The sequence below is a fragment of the Aliinostoc sp. HNIBRCY26 genome (assembly GCF_050235535.1).
Taxonomy (GTDB): domain Bacteria; phylum Cyanobacteriota; class Cyanobacteriia; order Cyanobacteriales; family Nostocaceae; genus Trichormus.
This window is the reverse complement of the sequence record NZ_CP189852.1, coordinates 252,054-270,529: the sequence shown is the minus strand read 5'-3', so window position 1 is coordinate 270,529 and position 18,476 is coordinate 252,054. Positions and strand designations below refer to the sequence as shown.

The 18,476-nt window shown below is 41.7% G+C and carries 12 protein-coding genes; 3 read left to right on the top strand and 9 right to left on the bottom strand.

The window, feature by feature from the left end; all coding sequences use genetic code 11:
- Positions 1-587 precede the first annotated feature (587 nt).
- Complete coding sequence (locus ACQFX9_RS01080) at positions 588-1,946, top strand: sensor histidine kinase (protein WP_427160323.1); 1,359 nt, start codon at positions 588-590, stop codon at positions 1,944-1,946.
- A 122-nt stretch (positions 1,947-2,068) separates the two neighbouring features.
- Here the strand turns inward: ACQFX9_RS01080 and ACQFX9_RS01075 are convergent, their stop codons facing one another.
- From ACQFX9_RS01075 to ACQFX9_RS01060, 4 genes are all read right to left on the bottom strand, one after another.
- The gene (locus ACQFX9_RS01075) at positions 2,069-2,947 is read right to left on the bottom strand and encodes an NAD(P)-dependent oxidoreductase (RefSeq protein ID WP_427160322.1); all 879 of its coding nucleotides are present in this window, start codon (positions 2,945-2,947) and stop codon (positions 2,069-2,071) included.
- A gap of 485 nt (positions 2,948-3,432) precedes the next feature.
- The gene (locus ACQFX9_RS01070) at positions 3,433-4,620 is read right to left on the bottom strand and encodes a class I SAM-dependent methyltransferase (protein ID WP_427160321.1); all 1,188 of its coding nucleotides are present in this window, start codon (positions 4,618-4,620) and stop codon (positions 3,433-3,435) included.
- Between the two features lie 87 nt (positions 4,621-4,707).
- Positions 4,708-5,253: a GAF domain-containing protein gene (locus ACQFX9_RS01065; protein WP_427160320.1), complete on the bottom strand. Its 546-nt coding sequence runs from the start codon at positions 5,251-5,253 to the stop codon at positions 4,708-4,710.
- 306 nt (positions 5,254-5,559) lie between these two features.
- Positions 5,560-6,744 (bottom strand): NAD(P)H-quinone oxidoreductase subunit H, encoded by a 1,185-nt coding sequence (locus tag ACQFX9_RS01060; protein ID WP_427160319.1) that lies wholly within the window; start codon positions 6,742-6,744, stop codon positions 5,560-5,562.
- 650 nt (positions 6,745-7,394) lie between these two features.
- Between ACQFX9_RS01060 and rsmH the strand changes: the two genes are divergently transcribed.
- Entirely contained in the window at positions 7,395-8,300 is a 906-nt protein-coding gene (gene rsmH / locus ACQFX9_RS01055; RefSeq protein ID WP_427160318.1) for a 16S rRNA (cytosine(1402)-N(4))-methyltransferase RsmH, read from the top strand.
- A gap of 178 nt (positions 8,301-8,478) precedes the next feature.
- Here rsmH and ACQFX9_RS01050 read toward each other — a convergent pair whose 3' ends face one another.
- From ACQFX9_RS01050 to ACQFX9_RS01035, 4 genes are all read right to left on the bottom strand, one after another.
- The gene (locus ACQFX9_RS01050) at positions 8,479-10,812 is read right to left on the bottom strand and encodes a peptidoglycan DD-metalloendopeptidase family protein (protein ID WP_427160317.1); all 2,334 of its coding nucleotides are present in this window, start codon (positions 10,810-10,812) and stop codon (positions 8,479-8,481) included.
- Positions 10,813-11,611: 799 nt separating this feature from the next.
- Positions 11,612-12,073 (bottom strand): tRNA (cytidine(34)-2'-O)-methyltransferase, encoded by a 462-nt coding sequence (locus ACQFX9_RS01045; RefSeq protein WP_427160316.1) that lies wholly within the window; start codon positions 12,071-12,073, stop codon positions 11,612-11,614.
- A 387-nt stretch (positions 12,074-12,460) separates the two neighbouring features.
- Complete coding sequence (gene gshA / locus ACQFX9_RS01040) at positions 12,461-13,570, bottom strand: glutamate--cysteine ligase (protein WP_427163051.1); 1,110 nt, start codon at positions 13,568-13,570, stop codon at positions 12,461-12,463.
- A gap of 453 nt (positions 13,571-14,023) precedes the next feature.
- Entirely contained in the window at positions 14,024-14,941 is a 918-nt protein-coding gene (locus ACQFX9_RS01035) for a histone deacetylase family protein (protein WP_427160315.1), read from the bottom strand.
- A gap of 115 nt (positions 14,942-15,056) precedes the next feature.
- Between ACQFX9_RS01035 and ACQFX9_RS01030 the strand changes: the two genes are divergently transcribed.
- Positions 15,057-16,070 carry a mechanosensitive ion channel family protein gene (locus ACQFX9_RS01030; protein WP_427160314.1) on the top strand — a complete coding sequence of 338 codons (1,014 nt, stop codon included), beginning with the start codon at positions 15,057-15,059 and terminating at the stop codon, positions 16,068-16,070.
- Positions 16,071-16,233: 163 nt separating this feature from the next.
- On the opposite strand, the gene ACQFX9_RS01025 is transcribed toward ACQFX9_RS01030, so the two are convergent.
- Positions 16,234-18,246, bottom strand: a complete 2,013-nt coding sequence (locus tag ACQFX9_RS01025; RefSeq protein ID WP_427160313.1) for an S-layer homology domain-containing protein — start codon at positions 18,244-18,246, stop codon at positions 16,234-16,236.
- Positions 18,247-18,476 lie beyond the last annotated feature (230 nt).

Genomic DNA, 18,476 nt, shown 5'->3' with positions numbered 1-18,476 from the left:
GTGGAACATATACTGATGATGAGTCTGATGATTGTTGTATAACCGTAATAGTTCCTATTTTTTGTATGTAGTGTTGAACTAACATAGCATTGAGTAAAACTCAAAAATTCAAGAGCAAAAGCAATAATCTTTAAATTTACAGGTTTGTGGCTATGATACTTACTCATATCATCGCTTAATGATACTGATTTCTGGGCAATTTGCTTGATAATTTATATTTTTCAACATTTGGGGATCGCTTGATTTTACTCATATTCATAGTTATTCATAGTTTTGGCTATGCTCCAAAAATTAGATTTTAGGGTTGGTTGACTTTCTACTATAAAAAGTCTCAATCTGCAATACCAATTTGCAAAATTCTGCGGAGCAAGTATTTTTTTAAGTAAAAATACCTAAATTTTTGAGTATTGATGTTAAAGTTTAGAGAATAGTACGGTTCGGTGGAAATCAGACCAATGGCTAAAATAGCTAAAAAGCTGATAGATCAGGTTGTTTTTTTAACTTCCTTGTATTAGTCCCAGTAGGAGAGATAGGGAATAAAATATTAGCTGATTATTGGCAAATTTGGCTCAAGATGAGAGTTTACTGTGTCACAAGAGTTTTGTTACCAAATATCGCCGCCAATTTTATCTGTAGGTAGCGATCGCGATTTGAGTATAGAATCAAGGCTGCAAGAACTACCAATGTACACTTTTGAGGTATCAGTCAGCTGTACTGGTAAAGAAGTAGCAAAATATTTTGATAAATATCCCTTACTCCCAGGTGTAATTTTATTAGAACACGGTAAATTTTATGGAATGATTTCCCGACGACGGTTAGTAGAGTTCTTAGTTCGTCCCCACGGTGAAGACTTACTAGCGAAAGAACCGTTAGAGGTGATCTATAGTTACGTACGGAGAACGATTTTACAGTTACCTGAGACAACGCCAATTTTAACGGCAATGTACCATACTCTCAAGCGATCGCCAGAATTTTTAGCAGAACCGATAGTAGTACAGACAGCAGAAAATACCTACAAACTCTTAGATATCCAGGAACTAAATATTGCAGCTTGGCAAATTCGCGGGATTGAAACTCAAGTGCGTTATGAACGCTCTCAAGCCCAAATGATTCAAAATGATAAAATGGCTAGTCTTGGCAGATTAGTAGATGGAGTTGCCCACGAGATTTTAGATCCTGTAGGTTTTATTTGGGGTAATCTCACTCATATATCCAACTACACCCAAGACTTATTAAAATTAATAGCTGCCTACGAAAATAACTGCTCTAATTGTTGTCATACCATCGATGCCATCAAAGAAGAAATAGAATTTGATTATTTAGAGCAAGATTTATCTAAAGCTTTAACTAGTGCGCGCAGTGGTGCAGAAAGACTCAAAAAACTTGTCACCAGTTTACAGAATTTTTGTCACATCGATGCAATTTATCCTAAGCCAGTAGATTTACACGCCTGTATAGATAGTATTGTAATTTTAATTAAAAGCCGTTTGAAAGGTGAGATTCGCATTGTCAAAAACTACGGTAAATTACCACCAGTTCCTTGCTATCTAGGGCAATTTAACCAAGTATTAATGAATATATTAAGTCAATCTGTAGATGGTCTGCTAGATGAAGCAGTCAGACAACAATTACAACCAGATAGTCAACATAATCTTAAACAAGCAGAAATTGTCATTTCCACACAGGTGATTTCTAAACCCGCAAGTACACCCAATGCACCTGATGCACGGTGGGTAGAAATTTCTATTACTGATAATGGCCCAGGAATTCCTGATGAATTACAAAAACAAATGCGGGAAAATTTCTCGATAGAAAAGAGAGCCGATAAAGAAACGAGTTTAGCTGTAAGTTATAGAATCATCACTGCTAGACATGGAGGACATCTAAATTTTCGCTCCCAACTAGGTAAAGGAACAGAATTTGAAATTTTGTTGCCTTTGTTGTAGGTAGTCAATAGTCATTAGTCATTAGTCATTAGTTATTAGTTATTACTCAGCATTCATTACTCATTACTCATTACTCATTACTTCTACCTTGTCCCCAATCCCAGTCCCCAATCCCCAATCCCCTAACCTCCGCTAACTTCTCCCCAATCTCTAATTACGGAAAATAGGGCTGAATAATCATCTTCAGCAAATGACATTTTCATGGCTGTTTGGAGAATTTTCTGCACATTTTCAATACTGCTGAGATCCAAGCCTAAAGATTGAGCTTCGGAGATAAATAAATCTGTATCTTTGAGTAAGTGCTTTGTGGGAAAGTTGGGATTGCTGTAATTACCGTCTAACATACGCTGTAGTTTTTTATCAAAGGTAGGTGCATACAGCGCGCTGCTACGCAAAACTTCCATAAACTTTTCTACATCAATCCGTTGACGCTGCACAAAAGCTAAACTCAGAGCAAAGCTGGTAGTTAATGAGCCGATAAGTTGATTTAAGGCTAGTTTCAATCCCGAAGCTGTTCCCACTGGCCCCACTAACACCGGATCAGGGCCAAAATGCTTGAGTAAATCTAAGTGTCTTTCATATTGTTGTAGTTGCGCGCCTACCATCACCGTTAGCGTTCCTGTTTGAGCTTCGGGGATGCTTCCCAATACGGGTGCTTCCATATATTCTCCCCCACCGCCAACTACAGAATCTCGAATTTCTTGGCTTTGTGTTGGGGTAATAGTTCCCATTTGGATGATAGTGCGTCCAGCTAACGTCCGCCATGAAGTATCTGACAACAAAACATGATAAATTGCGGCGGCGTTAGTCAACATGAGAATGACACATTCCGCTTCCCGAATCGCATAGCGGGGATGGTTGACAATTTCCGCACCTGCTGCTTGTAGGGGTGCTAGTTTTTCTGGGGTACGGTTGTAAGCAATTACTTCTATATTTGCTGCTAACAATCTTTGGGCCATTGGTTGTCCCATTAGTCCAGTTCCCAGAAATGCCACCTTCATTGTTTGTTTTCCTTGAGTAAAGCATTAGCGAGTCCTTTGTTTAGACATCGCGTTGTCATAGTTTGGTTTTCAGTAGTCAGGGAGTAGCAATCTTGATTCCCATCTCAAATTACATAGCATTGAGTGATAATTTGAGTGTTGGCAAATGCCCAAAGAAAAAAGTGCGTTGAGTATTCATCAGCTTTTCTACTCCCGAATTACGGATTTAGCAGTTAGCCACCTGCGGCAAAACTCGCCATAATGAGGACTGATAGCAAGATACCAGGACTCAGTAGTGTTACTAACATTAACAGGTCATGAGCAGTCATAATTATCACTCCGATTGTTGACTTTGCTTCATAGCAATCACTGTTATGCTAGTCCATATCTTACTAATACAGCATTCTTAAAGAGAGTTTTAACTTTTCAGGGGTGTGGGGGAGAAAAGTTTAAATGTTTAGTTGGAAGTTTGCTGTGGTAGTTTCTCTTTTTTTCCCTGTTCCCTTTTATTGTGGCACAATTAAGCCTTTTAGTGGTTGAGTACATTCTTGTGGGGATATTCCCTTGCTTTGAATTAAAACTCCAAAACCACCTAGTCCTATGGGATCAATTAGTTGGTGGAGTGTTTCTCGTCTTTTGAGTAGTTGAGATAGGTCTATTTTCTGATAGGAAAGGTCTGCAATGCGGTTTCCTAACCCTAAAGCCATTAAAAATAAACCTTGTTGGGTGAAGCCAACTTTCTCTAGACCACAGGACTTTCCCCATTGTTCTAATGCTGTAAAGTCAACATGGGCTGTGATGTCTTGCTGTCCGATATTAATATAAGGGTTATTGTGATGACGATGTTGATAGTAACACTGGAGTGTTCCTTGCGATCGCCTGGGGTTATAGTAACGGTTGGCAGGGTAGCCATAATCAATTGTTAGCACATAGCCCCGTTGCAAGCGGTCAGCTACTATACTCAACCAGTCTAAAGCCGCTAAATTAATTTCACTACGATAGCCATCTTCGTAACCACCTCTTTGTAAATCAATCCCAACTAAATCAAAATATGCTGCTAATTGGGGTGTGGATGGTTCACCTGTGACTTCTGTAAAGGACGGGGTGGAAGACACGGAGGCATTCACTGGTGTTTGAAGTGTGACGTAAATTTCTCGCAGTTCACCCGCCTCTAAAATAAACTGATGCACTGGAAAAGCATCTACTAATTCATTGGAGAAAATACAGCCAATAATTGAGTTTGGTGCTATCTCTTCCCAGTCATACCAATACACGGGAAATTCATGTAGGTGTTGTTGCTGTTCTTGTTTTAAACCTGGGGATTTCTCTAAAATCCCATATTGCAACACAGAAAAAAAGTTTGGGTGATGCTGCTGAATGCAATTGAGGATATGCAAAGCTAATAATCCTTTACCTGCACCCATTTCTAATAAGGTAAAAGGGTGAGGTTGCCCCAAAATTTCCCACATTTGTAGAAATTGTTCGGCTAATAATTCACCAAAGTCTGTGCCAAGATTCGTTGAGGTGAAAAAGTCCCCGCCTTTAAACCCAATGTTGACCGCATTACTGGAATAATAGCCATATTCGGGATGATATAGCACCATATCCATATATTCAGCAAAGGTAATGCGTCGTTTGGGACTATGATGAATGTGATGAGCTATAGCTTGATATAGTGCAGAATTAAAATTCATAGAGGAATGGGGGTTTAGGACTGGGGACTGGGGATTGGGGATTATCAGTTATCCCTCACTTGTTCACTGTTCACTGTTCCCTGTTCCCTATTCCCTTTCACCTAATATATAGGGGGATGTGGCTAAAGTTTGTGCTGCTACTTGGATGATTTCTATGTCTGATTGTGACCAAATATGAGTTCCTTGACAGTGATGGGCTACTAGTAATCCCCATAATCTTCTATTGGTCAAAATTGGTGCTATTAGATTAGCCCTAACTTGTAAATTGCGGAGAAAATCTCGGTGACAAGGGGTGATTAGTTCGGTTTCAATATCAGCGATCGCTTTAATTCTACCAGCTAAATACAACGCTGCATACTGCTCGTTAAAACACTCATCTGGCCCTGTTGAACCCAATATAGAAAATCGCTCTGAGCTTACGGCTTCAAATGTCACCTGTCCATGCCATTGCCAGTAAAAGTAGTATAAAACCACGCGATCTACTTGCAGGTGTTCTCTTAATTGGGTTGTCGTTTGCCGAATTAATGCGTCTCTTTGCATCTTGTTGACAAGACGATTGAGAACCTTTTGTAAGCCCTCTTCTGTAGATGTATTTGAGCTAGGATCAAATTCTGCGTGAGAATGAATTGCCACAACTCTCGAATTTATAAGATTCAGTTAGTTTGGTTAGTTTTATATAGTAATTCATTCGATTCTATCGCTCAAATATAAACTTACTTAAATAGGTAAATTTAATATTGCTAGAATTAAATAATCAATACTAAATAAAACTTTATATAAAGTATGCTCTGCAATCCCAATTTATATAACTTTTCTATAAATCTACTGATAATTAATTAAAAATTAATAATTCTTGTTGAGAATTATTAAAATTGAGAACCCCGATTTTCTAAAAAAATCGGGGTTCTCAAATCTTATACAGCAATGGAGAAAAGCTAACTATCTGTCAACAGACCCCATGATCACATCGATGCTACCGAGAATCACGACGACATCAGCAACCTTCATCCCGCGCAACAGATGAGGCAAAATCTGGAGGTTGTTGAAATCTGCTGGACGGATTTTCCATCGCCAGGGGAAGACGTTGTCATCGCCCACTAGATAAATCCCTAGTTCGCCTTTACCACTTTCTACACGGGCGTAAATTTCCCCTTTGGGCATTTTGAAGGTAGGAGAAACTTTCTTCCCGATGTATTGGTAGTCAAAAGCATCCCACTCAGATTTTTTACCGGCTGCTAACCGTTTGGCTTCTAGATTTTCGTAAGGGCCTCCGGGGAGTCCTTTGAGGGCTTGCTTGATAATTTTTATAGATTCACGCATTTCGCGCATCCGCACCATGTAACGCGCCAAGCAATCACCGGCGGTTTCCCACTGCACGTCCCAATCAAAGTCGTCGTAGCATTCGTAGTGGTCAACTTTCCGCAAATCCCACTTCACGCCAGAAGCCCGTAACATGGGGCCAGATAATCCCCAGTTAATCGCTTCTTCGCGGGTAATAGTGCCGATACCTTCAACACGACGGCGGAAAATAGGGTTATTGGTGACTAATTTTTCGTATTCATCAACGACAGGTAAAAAATAGTCGCAGAATTCCATGCACTTATCTACCCAGCCGTAGGGTAAATCAGCCGCTACACCACCGACGCGGAAGTAGTTATTGTTAACCATGCGGTAGCCTGTGGCAGCTTCCCATAGATCATAGATCATCTCCCGTTCGCGGAATTGATAGAAGAAGGGAGTTTGTGCGCCTACGTCCGCCAGGAATGGGCCGAACCACAAGAGGTGGTTAGCAATGCGATTTAATTCCAACATGATGACGCGGATGTAGCTGGCGCGTTTCGGTACAGCCACACCTGCTAATTTTTCTGGTGCGTTGACGGTGACAGCTTCGTTGAACATCCCAGCTGCGTAGTCCCAACGACTCACGTAGGGGACATACATAACGGTGGTACGGTTTTCGGCAATTTTTTCCATACCTCGGTGTAGGTAGCCAATCACCGGTTCACAGTCAACGACATCTTCACCATCTAAAGTGACAATTAACCGCAAAACCCCGTGCATAGAGGGATGGTGTGGCCCCATGTTCAGCACCATTGGTTCAGTGCGGGTTTCTATTCTCGCCATAAATTCCGTGTTCTCCCATTAGAAAAAAGTGAATTGAATCGCTGAGTGCCATCCAGACAAGAGTTTTCGTGTCTGCCAAGCTCATGTTCGTAGAGGCAATATTTTTGGGGCAAACCCGGCATTTATTACCCATACGGGAGTATGTTGGAGAGATGGGGGCAGATGAGGACGTTTTGTTGATGTTGCATTTTGTTTCACTTCTTCAATTATTATAGGAAAGCTTGATATCCAATAAATTAAGCCACGGGATTTCTTCATCTCCCTGGGGATGAGGAGTTGAGGCAGTGGGGGAAGGTGGAGTAATGGTTGATTGTTGACTAATAATTAATCACTTTTGATAGTGAAGAATTTATTTGGCTACTCAATTTGAATTTACCAGAAAACTACTTCTATATATTCTGAATTTTGGGTTCAGTGGATAATAAATAGATGATTGTAGATGTTTTGTATCTATTATTCCAATGCTAAATGATGATTATTCGTGCGATCGCTCGTTATGCAGTAGATTTATATGTACACTAATTGCGCTGATTTTAAATACTAATCATTCCGACAATCAAACCTAAACTCAATAGCTAAGTATCAAAAATAAATAGTCAATTCTGATAACTCCATTCTGTTGTAATTATCTATTTTTTGTCTTCAATCTAATGACTTCTGATTTTACTGATTTACCCGCTATTGCAGAACCGACGTTTTCCCATCTACCAGTGTTACCGCAAGCAGTAATTACAGGTTTAGGGTTACGTGCAGGAGGAAATTACCTTGATGCCACGGTGGGTGGCGGTGGTCATAGTCGGTTAATTTTAGCGACTGCATCAGATATACAGTTAACAGCCCTTGACCAAGATGAAGATGCTTTAAATGCAGCAAAAAAGGAGTTAGCAGAGTTTGGGGAACGGGTGAAGTTTGTGCAGAGCAATTTTGCTAATTATCAATTTTCTGGGGCTAGTTTTGCGGGAATTTTGGCGGATTTGGGTGTAAGTTCCTATCACTTAGATACGCCAGAACGCGGTTTTAGTTTTCGTCACACCGCTAGTTTAGATATGCGAATGGATCAAAGGCAATCTTTGACAGCAGCTGATGTAATTAATGAATGGGATGAAAAAGAATTAGCGGATATTTTCTTTAAATATGGTGAGGAAAGATTATCAAGGCGTATTGCCAAGCGCATTGTTGAAAAAAGACCATTCCACACCACTACAGAATTAGCAGAGGCGATCGCATTTTGTGTCCCGCCTAAATACCGCTATGGTAGAATCCATCCGGCTACCCGCGTGTTTCAAGCTTTGCGGATAGTAGTCAATGATGAGTTAAAATCCCTAGAAACTTTTTTAGAGAAAGCACCCCAAGCCCTTGTCCTTGGTGGAAGAATTGCCATTATTAGTTTCCACAGCTTAGAAGACCGTTTAGTTAAACACGGGTTACGCAATTCACCCCTATTAAAAGTTTTGACGAAAAAGCCGATTATTGCCACGGAGGCAGAAATTGCAGAAAATCCGCGATCGCGTTCTGCCAAACTGAGAATAGCAGAGAGAGTGGTGGGTAGTGAGTGATGAGTGCTGAGTGCTGAGTGATGAGTAGTGAGTAGTGAGTAGCCAGTGGGAAATCCTTTCTCACCCTGCACCCTGCCCCCTGCCCCCTGCCTCCTACTCCCTGCCCAACGAAAAAAGAGGGAGCTAAACTAACTCCCCCTGAAAAATAAGATGGTAATCCAATAGAAAACAGCCTTTGCTATATGCGGTTTGCAGGTAGCATTGCTATGGGGTTAACTGCACCTTTACCTGTGGGATGAATTTCAAAGTGCAGGTGTGGCCCGGTGCTGAAGCCAGTGCTACCTAATCTGGCGATTTGCTGACCTTGGCGTACTTGTTGACCTACTTGTACCAAAATGGCACTATTGTGGGCGTAGCGAGTTAAACTGCCATCAGCATGGCGAATATCTACAAGATTGCCGTAGCCACCTTTATTCCAGCCGGCTTTCTCAACAACACCGTCAGAAGATGAAAACACTGGTGTACCTACAGCATTGGCAATATCAATACCTCTGTGCATTCTTCCCCAACGCCAACCATAACCAGAGGTGAGTACACCTTTTGCTGGCCAAATGTAGGCTACAGAAGAATTTGAGGGTGGGGGTGTGTTTTCGTCGATGGAACGAGGTAAATACTGGTCTACAGCTGCTAATGGCGGTAGCTTGTTGACAGAAGGAGAAACGGTTGTTCCGCGCATTCTACCCAAAGAATCATTCGCATTCAAACCATCTGGGGGGGTTGCTATCCTTGTCCGGTTGGTGTTACGAGATGGTGCAAGTTGACTAGCTCCACTGTTAGGCAAGAATTCTGGGTTAACTGACTCATCGGTTAAAGGACGAGTTGCTCGGAATTCTGGCTTCACTGGTTCATTAGCAAAACCAGGTGTGATGGGAGTGGGGACAGTAATGGGGATAGAAACGCTTCCTTGGTTAGAAACGGGTCTAGAGGTGGCTACACCATTAGGAGCTGATACAGGAATGGGTATAGCTGCATCTTCTCTTTCTGGTGTGGTGTTGTTCCCCGCTTGCTGAGTACGGTATTTGCGTTGTAGTCGCTGAATTTCTGCCTGTAGGTTGCGGAGTCTCTCGTTTTTAGCTCTAGCTACTCTATCAGACGACTTTCTGGGCTTTTGGATTTCAACAAAAGCTCTGGGAATTGGGGTATCACCACCTACACCTTGAGCGTCTGGTTCGTTGGTAGTTGCTTCTGGCTCAACAACATCAGGTGATAAGTTTTGCGGTGCGGCTGGTGCTGTGGTTGGGACAGTCACACTGCTGTTATCTACGCTGCTGTTATCAGCTAGAACAGGTGTTTGTGAAGTGAACGGTTGGGAGTTGATGCTAGTGGGTTTAACGGGGAAACTAGCTATGGGAGAGTTGATGTTGTATTGCGCGTTTGTTGGGTTTTGTGGGATGGCACGGCTGTTAACTGGAGCGGTAGGAATCACCAATTTTTGGCTAATTTGTAGCTGATTGGGATTGCTAATGCCATTAGCTTTGACTAATTCTGCAATGGAAGTATTGTATCGGTTGGCGATCGCCGCTAGGGTATCCCCTGGTTTAACTTCGTAAGTCCCTTGTGACGATGGTGCTGTGATTTTTGGTGTCACTATTGGTGCAGTTGTTGCTGGTTGCTGCACGGGAATAGTAATGGCTTGTGGTTGTTTTACACTTGTGGCCAGATTATCTGGACTACCATCAGTGAGTGTGGGCGACTGTTCAATTACTGTGCCTTGGGTGTTGAGGGGAGGCAGCTGATTCGCTATGGTTGTTGGCTGCTTCAACTCAAAGGTAGTTTTTGATAAATCTTTTGACTCCTCAGACCGCAACTCCGCCAGACTTTTTCTTAAACGGTTCGATTTTTCTTGTAGGCGAGTTAGTGCAAATTCTTGCTGTGCCTTTAATTGGGCATTAATTTCACCACTTTCATCTGCACTCTCTGTTGCTTCTGTTTGTGGTTGGGTTTTGATAAATGCAGTTTGTTCAGCATTCGCACTGTTAGCTTGAGCCAGCTGTTCTGGGGTCAATTGCACTGGCTGTGGTGCTGTTAATTGCTCTTGCTGGTCTTCTATGGAAGTTTTGTTAGTTGTAACGTTTTGGGAAGGATTTTCTGATGTTGAAGTTGGGACAGACATTCCACTGGCCAAAACTTGCCATTTAGCTTCAAGCCCAGGCAACTGTGAAACTGCTGTTGGTTCAACGATGACAGGATTCTCTGGCACACTTGCTGATAAGACTACGGGAGTCCCTAGCTTGGTGGGAGCAAATTTCACTTCTTTATCAGATGCAGCAGAAACCGTTGAGGCCGCTTTTTGACTACCTACAGGTGCTGCTGCTTGGGCTTGATCGCTTTGCCGAGTCACCAAAAGGCTGGTTGCTCCCATTGACAGGGCTAAACCAATCATGGCTGCTTGTCTACGGGCGCGGCGATTAGCATCATTGTTAGCCACGTTTAGTTGCTCCACTGGGGCATCATCGCTGCTAGGGGTATTGTTCAACACAGCCTTCACTCTTTTTTTCAATGCTCGTTTCAAAGACGACCTCCTATGATCAATAGCGCTTAACTGACCTAGATTTTTCAGTTGGAACTAGTCAACGATCTAGATCACATCAGACGATAGATCAAGATCACTTCTTACCAGAGATACTTACGCAAGATTAACCTGCTTCTCTGATTTAGACAAGTTCACACCTGTTAGCAAAACTTAAAAAGTTGCTATGCTGACTTGTCCGTTCGACTCCTCACCCCCTCACACAGTGTGCTACTTCCAGATTTGTCCTAGTTTCCTGTTACTGTTGACGGTTTAGCTGGAAAATACATGATATTCTCTCAGAAAAAAGTCGTTGTAAGCAATTCTTACTAAGACTTCTGGAAAAGCTATGCCCCCTGCTGTAGATATCTTCAAGGGTTTTCTACCAGATCCGTCTTCTCAACACGAGACTTTACGTTGATTATTCCCTAAAAAACAACCGTACAAACTATCGTCTGCTTTTTTGCTAGACAATAATATTTTTGAGGCAATATTGTTCCAGTTCTTTGCTCAGAAAGGGTTTTCAGTTTTTAGTTCCCTGCACTCCCATCATTTGAATTCATCAAAATCTATCATTCCAATTCGCAATTTGATGGAATTTGATATACAAATTTCTTATCATAATTAACCCAGTTTTTGTGCTATTTTCAGTATTGTTACCCTTGCCACCAAAAAAATTAGTAACGAAGAATACAAAAATAAAATCTGGCTACTGGATATTAATGAATTCAAATTGTCCATTTGGCAAGAATCTGCTGGGTTTTATGTCAGCAGAATTACTGATAAAAGTTACGCAACCAAACTACAGTAAGTAACCCAACTGCCGACGGACTTCAAATAAACCAATCGCCACACTCACAGACAAATTCAAGCTGCGGACACCTGGTTGAGCCATTGGTATATGTAAGGTAGCATCGCAAGTTGACAAAACTTCTGGTGTTAATCCTGTGGTTTCACTCCCGAAGAGTAACCAATCATCGTCTTGATATTGATATTTAATATAGTTGGAACTGCCACCAACGGAGAAACCCAATAATCTGCCTTGGCGTTGTTGGTGGACTGTTTTAAAGGCTTCTATGGATTTGTGATAGTGCAGTTTGACGTAAGGCCAATAGTCTAAGCCGGCACGTTTGAGGTAGCGATCGCTAATTTCAAATCCCAAAGGCCCGACGAGATGTAACTCTGTAGCTGTAGCGGCACAAGTGCGGGCGATATTACCTGTATTGGGCGGAATTTGGGGATGAACTAGAACTACCTGGGGCATGGTCTGCAAAACTTCTATTTGTATAAAAAGATATATTTACCACGAAATATATACCAATAGACAGAGGCTAACCATAGGTTTTGTTAATAAATATCAAGCAATGGCCATAGATTAGATTTTTAAAAGAAAAAATTAAGGTTTTGGGATTGGGGATTGGGGATTGGGGACTGGGGACTGGGGATTGGGGTAAAGTCTTCCTTAAACCCTTACACCCTTACACTAGGCTGTTGACTTTGTTAGTTTTTAGTAAATATGTACCATATACTTTGTGTTTCATTAAAAGCCAAGCCGTTACAAGGTTTTAGCCATTGTGGAAACCGACAAAAAAGTGCATGAAGCACACTCCAAAAAAGCCACAGAGTCAACAGCCTACCCCTATACCCCTAATTAACGAACTGAAGAGGAACACAATTTATCTTGCAGTTCCAGTTCGCGTTCGTGGGTGGCGATGATGGCTTGGGTGATTACTTGTTGGGTGTCTAAGCCAACTCCATGCAGTTGTAACCACTGTTGGGCTTCGTTACCGACGCGGAGGATTTTCTTGAGTGGTGAGAGGAAACAGCTAAAACCTTGTTGTTTGGCGATCGCCCAAACTTCGTCATAGATTTCGGATATCCAATCTCTGGCGATGATGGTGCGGCCATCTTGCCAGTGTTGGAGTTGTGCGTCAAGGCTAACGGTAGCGGCTGCGATTTCGTTGTTAGTGGCGATTTTAACTAGTTCTTCGGGAGAGAAAATACTTTGGGTGAGGGGATCTAAATCGGGGTTTTCGATGAGTTGTAACAATCGCGCTTCTAATAATGCGGTGATGGCGAGTAAGGCGATGGGGTCTGTTACTAAATCGCAAATTCTCAGTTCTAGGCGATTGAGATCATAGGGACGGCGATCGCCATTGGGTCTGACTGATACCCACAGATGACGGACGTTTTGCATTGTCCCTGCGGCTAGTTGCTGTTCTACCCACTCGATATGATGGGCGTGACTAGCAAATAACGGTACGTGGCTTGGGGTTTGAGGAAAGACACCCCAACGGGTGGAGTGATAACCTGTGGCTTTACCGTCTAAAAAGGGAGATGCAGCACTCAAGGCTAAAAATAAGGGTGCTTCCATGCGGATTAAGCGACAAGCCCGCATGAGGATTTCTGGATCGTCTATACCTATATTGATATGAACGCTGGCGGTAACGACTTTGGTGTGGTAGGTGTTTTCGATGTAGTCGTGATAGGGGTTAGTGGGATCGGAACGAACAAAGCGATCGCTTCCTCCCAAAGATAGGGTACTTCCTGGAATTAAGGTATAGTCACCCAATTTTTGCAGGTAGTTGCGTAAGGTTCGCCGAGGAGTCAGCAAGGCGCACAATAGGCTTTCATAATTCAGCAAGGGACTGGTTACATATTCTACGTTGCGGCTATCTGGTTCTCTGACAAAGCCGTCTAATTCCGCCACGATTTTATCGGAGAGTCCAATGATTTCTCCTTGGGGCGTGCCGGTGTACATTTCAATTTCAAAGCCTTTTAGTAAGCCCACTGCGTTCTCCTCGGCTTTCTATTGCCTATAGATTTTATCGATGTCAACGAGTTTTTTTATCGACTCTGAGAGCGACTTTAAAGTTAAGAATTATGAAATACTCTACGACCCCAACTATACCTACAGACAGTAATTGAGAGGTTTAAATCTCTCTTGATTCATAATCTATCAACCTAATTAATTTTTCATTAAATTAGGATAAGAAATGTTGATGTTCTGTGTGCATCTAAATACTTAGATTATCTGTTGAGGTCGGTAATAGGTGATGGGTAATCACTATTGATTAATTCTTAATTACCGATACTACTGATTTTCATTAATAGTGGTATCAATCGGTGCGAATTTTCCTGTGTATTTGCCTTGATATGCCTGAAAATCTGCTAATACTAATCATCTCATAAATACGACATTCCATACTAGCTCTTAAAGTTTATATTGGTGATAAGTTTCACTAGCGGCGCGATGTACTAGGGAGTGTCGCCAGACTAAAGACTTCATATCATCGGCGTAACCGCCACCAATAACGCAGGCGACGGGATAGCCTGCACTGACGCAGGTACTTAAGACTTGCATTTCTCGGCGGAAGAGGCCAGTATCACTTAAGGCTAGTTTACCTAAGCGATCGCCTATATGGGGATCAACACCAGCATCATAAAATACTAAGTCTGGCTTGACTTCAGACAACAAATCTGGTAGGTAATTTGCCAAGGTTTGTAAGTAAGCGTCATCTTCCATTCCCACGGGTAGAGGAACATCTAAATCACTTTTTTGTTTAATTCCTGGGAAATTCACTTCGCAGTGCATGGAGAAAGTAAATACACTCTCGTCATTCTGGAAAATAAAAGCTGTACCGTCTCCTTGATGCACATCCAAATCAACAATCAGGATTTTTTTGACTAGTCCTTGTTTTTGCAGCACACGGGATGCTATGGCTAAATCATTGAAAATACAAAAACCAGAACCATAGCTAGGAAAGGCGTGATGTGTTCCTCCAGCAGTATTACAGGCTAAACCTTGACTTAATGCCAACTTTGCTGTCAGGATTGTCCCACCGACTGCTATGCAGGTACGATTGGCTAGGGCTGGACTCCAAGGTAAACCAATGCGACGCTGTGCTTTGGGATCTAATGTCCCTTGACAGTAACTCTGCACATAGTCGGGAGTGTGGACTAACTCAATTAATTCTAAAGGCGGCTGATTTGGCAGATGAAATTGTTCTAAGTGCGCTACGCCGTCAGTTAATAATAACTCATAGAGTAATTGAAACTTAGCCATCGGGAAGCGATGACCTTCAGGTAATGGTGCAACGTAATCGGAATGATAAATAATCGGTAGATCCATATTATTTATTTTCACCCGAATTCTAGTATTTAACCCATGTGGAGATTTTTGATGGTGTAGTCATGAGGTAAAATCTTGCAGTAATCATCTGCCGATAGGGAATTAACAATTAATAATGATGGACTGGATTTTACCTCTAGCATTAATCTTAGTGGGCTTGTTGACGGGAATTATTGGTGAAAAAGTTATTTTCCATCGATTGCAAAAGTTTGCCACTGATAAAAATATTCCAGGAAGTCATATTATTTTCACTTCCCTGCAATCTATGCCCTTTGTTTGGTTCATGCTAGCGGGTTTTTCTGGTGCAGTTGTCAGCGCGCCCATTAAAACAGATATCATTAATTTATTACAAAGACTCACCACAATCGCTTTTCTGTTTTCTATTACTTTAGTTGCAGCAAGATTCACGGCTGGTTTTGTGCATCTCTACACTAAAGCCGCAGATAGAGCCACAGTTTCACTAATTTCTAATGTTGCTAAAGCTGCGGTTTTAGGTTTAGGCATATTAATTATTTTGCAAACTTTGGGAATTGCTATTACTCCGATTATCACAACTTTAGGGGTCGGTGGTTTAGCAGTGGGTTTGGCATTGCAAGATACTTTAGCTAATTTGTTTGCTGGTTTTTATTTGATTCTTTCTAAACAAGTACGAACAGGTGATTATGTGAAATTGAATGATGGCAATGAGGGATATGTCATAGATATTTCTTGGCGGAATACAACTATTAGAGAATTGTCTAATAATGTGGTGATTGTGCCTAATTCTAAACTTGGTTCGACAATTTTCACTAATTATCATTTACCTGCCAAGGAAATTACTTTAACTATGAATGTAGGGGTGAGTTATAATTCCGATTTGGAACAGGTGGAAAGGGTGACAGTAGAAGTGGCGAAGGAAGTCATGCAAGAAATTGCCCCTGATTTAATTAATAATGAACCCTATATTAGATTTCACAGTTTCGGAGATTTTAGTATAGATTTCACTTTATATATGCGTGTGAGTGAATATTTCGATCAACGCATCGGCAAACATTTATTTATTAAAAAACTGCACAAGCGTTATCAGGAAGTCGGGATTTCGATTCCTTTCCCTATTCAAGATGTTTATGTTAGGGGAACTGGGGAATAGGAAGGAAAAAGGTAAAAGGCAAAAGGTATAAAGATGGTGGTTGAGTTATTAAGAAAGGGGAAAGGGTAAAAATGTAGAAATATGTTTACCTTTTCCCTTGGTGTTTATCCTACTGTGAACTTATCAAGAAGCAATCATCTGCTTCTGAGAAAACGGAGAAATACTATCTGGGACGGCCTGGAGTTCTTCCATCTTCATCGTTACTACCACCGTGGGGACGGGAATTACCAGGATCGCAGCCTTCGGAACCATTACCAATACCTTGGTTACAATGGCGACGGACTTTTTTATCATCATTGTCGTCGTCATCAGTGCGATTGAATCTATCAACCTCGGCTCGTTGTTGTATGCTGTCTATGGCGTACTGAGACGATATATCAAATACATCACCCGTGCTGGCTAGAGTTTTGTAGATTAAAGCTGCAACTTCTGCTCTAGTCGCTACTTTATCAGCATTGAGGGTTTGTACGTTGGGATAATTAACGATGATACCCCGTTCGGTGAGGGCTGCGATCGCATTCCGCACATCAGACCGAATACTAGCCGCATCTTGATAAACTGCCAAAATGCTCTGAGTAGAACCGCTAAATGTATAATTGAGTCCTTGGGCTAAAGCTAGCAAAACTTCTGAACGAGACAATGTTTGCATGGGTTTGAAGTTATTCCCAGACACACCTAAAAAACCCATTGCATAGGTATCACGAATGGCGTTATAAGCCCAATATCTAGTTGAGACATCCCGAAAGCTAATAGCGTTTCTCACTTTAGCTTTAGCAAAGGCTTGCGTTAGCATTGCCGCAAATTGGGCGCGTGTCAATTGTTCGTCAGGACGGAAATTACCATCGGGAAAACCTTGGATAATTTGCAGTGCGGCTAATTCCGCGATAAAGTCTTTAGCCCAGTAATTATCCCCAACATCAGCAAATTTTACCTGAATCCCGTTCCCTACCCCAATTTCCCGATAGGTCATCATCAACTGACCAATGTCATATATGGAGTTATCATCATTGCTGATTTCATTAAATTCTACTAATCTACCTGGTTCAACCTTTAATGCTTCCGCCAAGTTGTAACTAAAGACATTCATGGTTTGACGTACCAGTGTAAATTCACCAGTGCGGAAGGAAGTCGGATAAACGCTATTGGTGGGGACAGTGGAAAAACCTTCAGCCTGAAATTGACTGATATTAATAGTTTGGGAACTACTCAAAAACGTCACCCGTTCATTACTAACTTGGGTAAAGTAGTCGTAAGCGGTGGTATTAGTATCAATTGTGCCGTCTTCGTCAGCATCAACACCGCAAACAGTACGCACAACTTGATATTCTGCGGGGTTGTCCGACAAAATTAAGTTAACTGCTGTGTGATCTGACGATAGCTCAAATTCGCTGTAACCAATAAAGCGTTTTTGAAGATCATACAGCCGCACGACCACGCGATCGCCTGCTTTTAATCCTTTGGCAAATTTGGCTTTACGATTCAATTTGTATTTAAAATCACCTAAAAATCTTTCCGGTAAAAAGCCTTTGTGGCGTTTGGCTTTATAGGAAACACGCGCAATAACATCGGAAAAATTACCCGATGGTTGTAAAATTGCCAAGCTGAAGCCTGTTTTTTTACCTTTAGCAGAACTACTAGTTGCAACTACTTGGGTATTGCGCTCAACTCTGGTTGTTTGTTTTTCTACAGTTCTGCTAGTAGTTCTGCGAGATGTCGCTTCCTCACCCCGTATCATGGCATTGACAAACTGAGTAGCATCTTCATCTAGTTTGGCTAATGTTCCAGATTCATCAGTGCGATAGACCCAAACTTGTTGATCCTTTAATACTACTACCTGCCAGCCACGGACTTCTGCTTCTGTACAATTAGTATCTGCAATTGTTAAACCCAAACAACTATTCGACCAACTTTGTTGTTGTGATTGAATGATTTGGAGTTGAGAAACTTCAATACCCGTGCGTTGAGAAATATCTTGTAGAACAGCTATTTTAATAGGTTCTGGCAGTTGTTCAGCATCACTACTGAGAGCTTCATCTGCGAGTAGCTGTGTTTGCGTCACCTTGGGAGAAATTCCAGGATCTGCATAAGAAACTAGAGGAGAAAATACTGCTAAGGATGTAGCCGTGAGAAAAACTGTGCTGAAATGATACAGGGAACGTGGATGTTTAGATTTCATCTCGAACCGTATTAAGTGGCTAAAAGTGAAGGGAACTTCACAGTTCCTTCATCTATTAATCCCTTTGTGAAGATAAAACTAACACGTTCGGGGAATATGGGGGATTGGGGATTGGGGATTGGGGACTGGGGACTGGGGATTGGGGATTGGGGATTGGGACAAGGTAGACAAGGTAGACAAGGGAGTTTTTATTTCTCTTTTAATCCTCACAATTCATTACTCATTACTCA